The sequence below is a fragment of the bacterium genome, assembly GCA_035295165.1.
In the GTDB taxonomy this organism is placed as follows: Bacteria; Sysuimicrobiota; Sysuimicrobiia; order Sysuimicrobiales; family Segetimicrobiaceae; genus JAJPIA01.
Genome location: DATGJN010000035.1, coordinates 58,471 through 65,426, shown reverse-complemented (window position 1 = coordinate 65,426; position 6,956 = coordinate 58,471). Strand labels below are relative to the sequence as shown.

Here is a 6,956-nt window from a genome sequence, read left to right as displayed (position 1 = left end):
GCTGAACATCGCGCCTTCGTGCGAGTCGTCACCGCGCATGCGAGGCTCCTCCGACAGGTGGTGTGTATGAGCAGCGAAGTGTCGCAGCATCAATTCATCACATCTTGTCGGATGCCTGCTTTTTCAGCATCCTGCTAGACGCGTCCGCGCAGGCGGCGTCGACGCCGAGGCGGACCCGGGCACTCCGCCCGAGCCGCCATGCGCCCGGGCGGAGCGCCGCGCCCGGCCGTTACGCGATCCACGCCCCGATCAGTCCCCGCTCGGTGGCATCGTACGCCACGTACATACCGTTCAGGCGCTTGCGCACCACGTGATAGTACATCGGGTTCACGATCGGCAGCACGGGCGCTTCCGTCAACACGATCTCCTGCATGCGGCGGTACAGCGGCAGCCGCTTCACCGGGTGCGGTTCGTGCAGCGCCTGATAGTACAGGGTCGTCAGTTCCTGGTTCTTGTAGCCGCCCGCGTACCACGCCTTGTAGAGGGCGCTCTGCGGATCGAAGTCGGCGATAAAGCCGCTCGGGTCCCCGCGCATGCCCCGTCCGGTGGACTGCCACTCGAACGAGCCGGCGCCGTTGTTCGTCGCGAACGTGCCGATCTCGAGCGGCTGTACCGTCACGTTGATGTTGATCTGGCGCAGCTGCTCCTTGAGGACCTCGGCGACCTGCGTGTAGTCCTCCGGATGCGCGATCGACTGGAGCGTTACCGAGAAGCCGTTCGGCATGCCGGCGTCCGCCATCAACTGCTTCGCCTTGGTCAGGTCGAACTTCTCGTAGGTCGACTTGAGCGCGCTGTCCGGAATCGGCCAGTCGCCGTACCCCGGCGGGATCTTGCTCGAGAACAGCGCGTCGCCCCCGTACACCTTGTCGATGATCTCCTGCCGGTTGATGGCCGCGTTGATGGCCTGGCGGACCTTCAGGTTGTTCCAGGGTTTCCCGTCGCCGTGGATCGTGAGCTCGACTTCTCTGAAGACCGCGGTCAGTCCCTTGAGCACCGTCAGCGACGGGTCCTTGGCAAGCAGTCTCGCCGAATCGGTCGTGACGGTGGAGCCGTCGATCGCCCCCGACCGGATCGCCGCCACGCGCGCCTGTTCGTCCTGCAGCACCTTCATCGTGATGCCGTCGAGCCACGGCAGCTGCGGGTTCCAGTACCCGGTGTGGCGCGTGAGCGTCGTGTGGTCGTTCGGGATGTACTCGACCAGCTTGAACGGCCCGGTGCCGTCGGCGTGGGTGCGTAGATCCGCCCGATCGTACAGCCCCTTCGGGATGATCCAGGAATACCGGCCCCACGCGAGATAGCCGAGGACCGTCGCGTCCGGCTCGGCCATGTGCAGCCGCACCGTCATTGGATCCACCACCTCGACGTTCGCGATCTTCGGATAGAAGCTCTGGATCACCCCGGGCGGCGGCGGCGTCTTCTGCAGGTCGAGCGAGTACTTAACGTCGTCGGCGTCGAGTGTCTTGCCGCTGTGGAACTTCACGCCGGGACGCAGCTTGAAGACGTACGTCTTGTCGTCTGGAATCTGCCAGGACGCCGCCAGCGCCGGGATGACCTTCAGCGAACGGTCCCACGCAAGCAGCGACTCGTAGACGAGCGACGTGATTTCGAACGCGGACCCGCTGATGCCCCCGAACGGCACGAGCGCCACCGGGTCCGACGTCATCCCCCACGTCACGGTGCCGCCGCGCTTTGGCGCCGGAGCGGCGGCCGCAGCGACCGGCCAACCTTGCAGCATCCGGGCCGCGGCCACGCCGCTGCCCACGGCCAGACCCGCGCGCATCAACTCCCTGCGGGTCAGGCGTCGGCCTCGGCCCCGCGACTCGAGGATCGAATCGATCACGTGCCTGTGCTCATCCATCGTGGCGTCCCCCTCGCTCCCTGTGGCGGCGCGCCGCATCGTCGTCCCCGACGCGGCGCCGTCCACGGATTTGACTACCGCTTCGTCGCTTCCGAACCCTCGGTCGCCTTGTGGAACTCCTGAAGCGCGGCGAGCGTGCCGTCGACCACGCGGGCCGCTGCCTCGGGGGTGAACGGCGAGGTCTCCACCTCGTACCCTCCGCGCGGGTACTCGTCGGCGATCGGGATGTATCCTCCCCACCCACCGACGTACCCGCCGAACCACGTGTGCGGAAACGGCGACCGCGCTTTGATCGCCAGCGCGATCTCGGCGAACGGCTCGCACGAGATCGCGGCGAGCACGGCGGGGCCGATCCTGAGCAGGTGCAGCTCCACAGCGTCCTCGCTCCGACCGCCGTACGTGCGCGCGCGCGTCACGGTCATGTTGGCGCGCTTGGTGACGAACGTCGCGGCTTCGATCTCCGCGGCCGGCGCGCCTCGGTCCACGAGCTCCCGCAGTTTGCGCTGGACCGCGACCAGGTGCGCCGCGGCCTCGGGGACGGGGGGCTGCGGCCGGAGCGGCAGCCGGAGCGTCGCCACGCGGCTCCGCACGATCGGCTCGGGGACGGCGATCGGGCGGGTCGTCCACTTGCCGAGCGGCGCCCCGGACTCCCAGACGCGCTCGTGAACAGGCTGCACGGCCGGCACCCGCATGTCCAGGTGCACGCGGGCAGCCTCGTACCCCACGAGCGTACCCAACCGGCGGATCGCGCTGGCGTCGTCGGTGTAGCTGTCGACCCCCGGGCCGATGTTGCCGGTCGCACCCTGCGCGAATAGGCACGTGGCCCCGGTGAGCCGTTCCACCGTGCGCTTCATGTGGCCTGGCCAGTCGGCGGTGATGCGCCGGAACGTCGGCCCCGCCGTCGTGGGGTGCATCGTGTAACCGACGAGGACGGCGAGCGGCTCCCGTTCGGTGGTGTCGATCCGCAGGACGAACACCTGGGGATCGATCACCCCGGCGAGGTTGACCCCGGCGACGGTGCGTCCGTCCGGCGCGGTCTCGCGGCGGTTGACCGCGACGCGGCTCTCCCCGGTCCCCACGCCGACGCGCGCCGGGCGCAGACCCGCGAGCGCGATGCGGGCCGCCCCGGCGGAGAACTCGGGAAGCGACTCGTAGTAGCGTCGCAGCGCGTCGGTGCCGTCCAACCAGTCCCAGCGGCTCGGCGGCGGCCCGGTGTGATTGTGGGTCACCGACACCCGGACTTGCGCCGGGCGGATCCCGACCACCCCGGCAACCGCGGCGGCGATCGCCTCCGTTTCTTGCTGATTGATGACCACCAGGTCCAGATCGACGATCGCCGCACGCTCGGTCCCGTCGTCCAGGAGCAGCACGGTCGCCCACAGATCGGTCTCGATCCCCTCGGCGTACACATGGGTCTGCGCGCCCCACCCCGCGTGGGGCACCGTGAGCGGCGGCGTGATGGTCGCGCGACCGACGCCGGCACGGAACTGTCCCTTCGTCATCGAAGCGCCTCCTGGGCCACGGCGATGCTGTCGCCGAGAATGTCACACATTTGATCGATGTCGGCCGCCGTCACCACGAGCGGAGGCGCGAGCACGGCGAACTCGTCGCCGCAGCGGAGGAGCAGACCGCGCTCGCGGCAGGCGCGTTCGACGAGCTTCGCCGGGCGGGTGCCCCCGGGGAACCTCGCGGCGGTCTTCCGGTCGGCCACGAACTCCACCCCCTGCAGCAGGCCTGCGCCGCGTACGTCGCCGATCATGGGGTGGCGCTCCGCGAGGCCGAGGAGGCGCCGCCGGAGGTGGTCCCCCTGGCGTTTGGCATTCCCGACGACGTCCCGGTCGATCAGCTGCGTGACCGCCGCTACCCCCGCCGCGCACGCCACGGGGTTCCCGCCGAAGGTGTGCCCGTGGTGAAACTCCCGCCGTTCGCCTGCCTCGCCGTAGAACGCGTCCGCCACGCGGTCGCGGATCAGAATCGCCGAAAGCGGCGCGTACCCGCCGCTCATCCCCTTGCCGCAACACGTGATGTCCGGTGCCGCCTCGTAGTACTGGGACGCGAACATCGTGCCGAGCCGCCCGAACCCCGTGATGATCTCGTCGTAGATCAACACGACGTTGTGACGGGTGCACGCGTCGCGCAGCCGCGGCAGGTAGTCGGGCGGCGGCACGATGAACCCCGCGGACGAGAGCGAGATCGGTTCCACGATCACCGCCGCGACCGTCTCCGGATCCTCGGCCTCGATCGTCCGCTCGATCAACGACACGCAGGTGCGTCCGCACCCGGGGTAGGTTTGATCGAACGGACACCGATAGCAGTACGGCGGGTGGACGTGGAGGAAGCCCACCCCGAGCGGCTCGTATGGAGACTTCCGATCCCGCCCGCCCCCGGCGGACAGGGCCCCCATCGTGGCGCCGTGATAGCCGCCGTAGCGCCCGATGATCTTGTACTTCCGCGGGTGCCCGGTCTGCTGGTGAAACTGCCGCGCGAGCTTCATCGCGGCCTCGGTGGCCTCGGACCCTCCGCTGAGCAGCTTGACCGCGCCCACGCCATCGGGCGCGATCCGAAGCAACAACTCGGTGAGTTTGAGCGCCGGCAGGCTCGTGCTGTGGAGCGGTGGCGCGAACGCCAACTGCTGCGCCTGCGCCGTCATCGCCTCGATCACCGGCAGGTTGCCGTGCCCCAGGCTCATCACGAACACGCCCGACAACCCGTCGATGTAGGTGCGACCGGCGGTGTCGGTCAGCCGAACGCCCTCGCCGCCGACGAACACCAGCGGGTCTTTCGCGAACTCCCGCATCTGCATGAAATCCAAGAACAGATGGGGAACGGTTTCCCGAATTTCCACGGTCAGCCTCCCTCGTCCCGCGGAGCCCGCCGCCTCCCCGGCGGCCGGGTCGGTCCCGGGCCGCGGCCGGTGTGCCGTCCTACCGGTCGACGCGGTAGCGCTCCACGATCTCTTCGTTCAGTTCGACCCCGAGCCCGGGCCGCTGGGGGATCCGCGCGATCCCGTTCGTCACCTCGACGTCGCTCCGCACAAGATCCCGGCGCAGCGGAGACTCGGCGACCGTGTACTCGACGAACGGCACGTCTGGCAACGTCGCGGCGAAGTGCATCGACGCGGCGACCAGGATCCCCGACTTCCACGCGTGCGGCACCAGCAGCGCGTGGTGCGCCGCGGCGAGATCGGCGATCCGGCGTCCCTGGGTGAATCCGCCGGCGCGGGCCAGGTCGGGCTGGATCACATCGACGTGGCCGATCTCGAGCAGGGCTCGGAACGCGCCCGCGAGCGTCTCCTGCTCCCCGGTCGCGATCCGGGTACCCCGGGACGCCGCGGTGAGACGCGCCCACCCCGACACATCATCGCTGGCCAGCGCCTCCTCCAACCAAAACGGCGAGTATTCTTGAAACGCGTCGAGACGCCGGATCGCCTCCCGCAGCGTCCACGGCGCGCCCGCGTCGACGAGGAGCGCGGCGTCACCGATCGCCGCACGGGCCTCGCGCACCAGCATCACGTCGGTCGCGAAGTCGGGGCCGATCGGCCCCCACCCGAATTTCACCGCCCGGTAGCCCTGCGCGACGTACCGCTGCGCGGTGTCGCGCATGAGGCCGAGATCCTTCTCGAACAGCATGCTCGCGTAGACGGGGATCGTGTCGCGGCGCGCCCCGCCGAGGAGCGTGTGCACCGGCAGGCCGAGCACCTTGCCCTTGATGTCCCACAGCGCCAGGTCGACCGCGGCGATCGCCTCGACCGCGACGCCGCCACGCCCCATCCAGAGCGTGCCCTCGTACATCTTGTCCCACAGCCGTTCGGTGTGAAGCGGGTCCTCGCCGACGAGCATCCCGGCCACTCCGCGCGATCGCATCCACGACTCGGGCGCATCCACCAGCGCCTTGACGACGTGGGGCGACGCATCTGCCTCCCCGACCCCGGTGATCCCCGCATCGGTGTGGACACGCACGATCACGTCATCCTGGATGCCGTCCGCGCGCGTCCAGTCCAGCTCCGGGATCCGGAGCGGTATCGCCTCGACCTTCGTGATCTTCATGCTGCCTCCCGCACCCGCGCCTCGAGTCCTCTCCCCTTCGGTCGGGCTCGCGGGCGGGGACGGCGGCGCCGTCCCCGCCTGCGGCCTCACTTGGAGCCGGTCACCGGCCAGTACCACATGTTCCGGAGGCTGAGGCCGCCCTCTTCGAGCACCTTCGGGATGCCGTCGCGCCGGGCGCGCAGTTCGTCGATCGCGCGCGAGATCGCGAAGTTGAGGTCCACGTCGTCCTTGCGGATGCCGTAGCGGGCGTACCCGTACTCCTCGAGCGAGGGGGAGTAGCCGGTCGCAAACTCGATCGGCACGCCGGGGTGATTCTTGATGAACAGACCGACCTTGATGTCGTCTTCCATCGTCACGTCGATGCGCCCGGCGATCAGATCCGCGAACTCGGCCTCGTTGGTCGTGTACAGCTTGAGCTCCTTGATGTCCGTGCGCTTCTCGAGGAAGGTGTGGTTGAAGCTGCCGCGCACGACCCCGACGACCTTGCCGGCGAGGTCGGCCGCGGTGTGAATGTTCTTCGGGTTCCCCTTGTGGACCGCGAGCGCGGAGCCGTACCAATACGCGGGGCTCGTGAAGTCGATCACGGCGAGCCGCTTCGCGTTTTCGTGGATGTTGTCCGCGGCGACGTCCCACCGCTTCGCGACGAGCCCGGGGATCATCGCGTCGAACTGGACGATCTGCCACGACACCTTCTGGATCCCAAGCGTCTGCGTGATCAACTTGAAGATCCGGACGTCCAAGCCGTCGAACTGTTTCGTCTTCTCGTCCTGGTACGTAAACGGGTAGTCGTTGGCGATGCCGATCGTGATCCCTTCGCGCAGCACGCGCTTGAAGGAGCCGTCGCCGCCCGTGAACGAGTTGATCCCCAGGATGTTCCCGACCGCGAGCACCGGAAGCGACGTGCCAACGAGAAAGAGCCCCGCCACCACAAGACACACGATCCCCCGCAGCTTGCCCATGCGTCCGTCCCCCCTCTCGTCGTCTGGCCCGCCCGCTGAACGGCGCCACGTCCAGCGGCCTCCACCGGCCGTCTTCGACACGCTGCCCGACCC

The 6,956-nt window shown here is 68.9% G+C and carries 5 protein-coding genes; all 5 read right to left on the bottom strand.

Annotated features, from left to right (window positions below):
• Nucleotides 1-229 precede the first annotated feature (229 nt).
• Nucleotides 230-1,858, bottom strand: a complete 1,629-nt coding sequence (locus VKZ50_05650) for an ABC transporter substrate-binding protein (GenBank protein ID HLJ59199.1) — start codon at nucleotides 1,856-1,858, stop codon at nucleotides 230-232.
• Between the two features lie 74 nt (nucleotides 1,859-1,932).
• Complete coding sequence (locus tag VKZ50_05645) at nucleotides 1,933-3,360, bottom strand: neutral/alkaline non-lysosomal ceramidase N-terminal domain-containing protein (protein HLJ59198.1); 1,428 nt, start codon at nucleotides 3,358-3,360, stop codon at nucleotides 1,933-1,935.
• Entirely contained in the window at nucleotides 3,357-4,703 is a 1,347-nt protein-coding gene (locus tag VKZ50_05640) for an aspartate aminotransferase family protein (GenBank protein ID HLJ59197.1), read from the bottom strand. Before VKZ50_05640 ends, VKZ50_05645 begins: the two co-directional genes overlap by 4 nt.
• Before the next feature lie 79 nt (nucleotides 4,704-4,782).
• A complete protein-coding gene (locus VKZ50_05635; GenBank protein HLJ59196.1) occupies nucleotides 4,783-5,904 on the bottom strand; it encodes a mandelate racemase/muconate lactonizing enzyme family protein in 1,122 nt (373 codons plus the stop codon).
• A gap of 86 nt (nucleotides 5,905-5,990) precedes the next feature.
• Nucleotides 5,991-6,863: a transporter substrate-binding domain-containing protein gene (locus VKZ50_05630; GenBank protein ID HLJ59195.1), complete on the bottom strand. Its 873-nt coding sequence runs from the start codon at nucleotides 6,861-6,863 to the stop codon at nucleotides 5,991-5,993.
• Nucleotides 6,864-6,956 lie beyond the last annotated feature (93 nt).

Excerpts from the sequence above, each read along its gene's own strand:
- VKZ50_05650 (HLJ59199.1), bottom strand. The coding sequence starts at position 1,858 with ATGGATGAGCACAGGCACGTGATCGATTCGATCCTCGAGTCGCGGGGC.
- VKZ50_05645 (HLJ59198.1), bottom strand. The coding sequence starts at position 3,360 with ATGACGAAGGGACAGTTCCGTGCCGGCGTCGGTCGCGCGACCATCACG.
- VKZ50_05635 (HLJ59196.1), bottom strand. The coding sequence starts at position 5,904 with ATGAAGATCACGAAGGTCGAGGCGATACCGCTCCGGATCCCGGAGCTG.
- VKZ50_05630 (HLJ59195.1), bottom strand. The coding sequence starts at position 6,863 with ATGGGCAAGCTGCGGGGGATCGTGTGTCTTGTGGTGGCGGGGCTCTTT.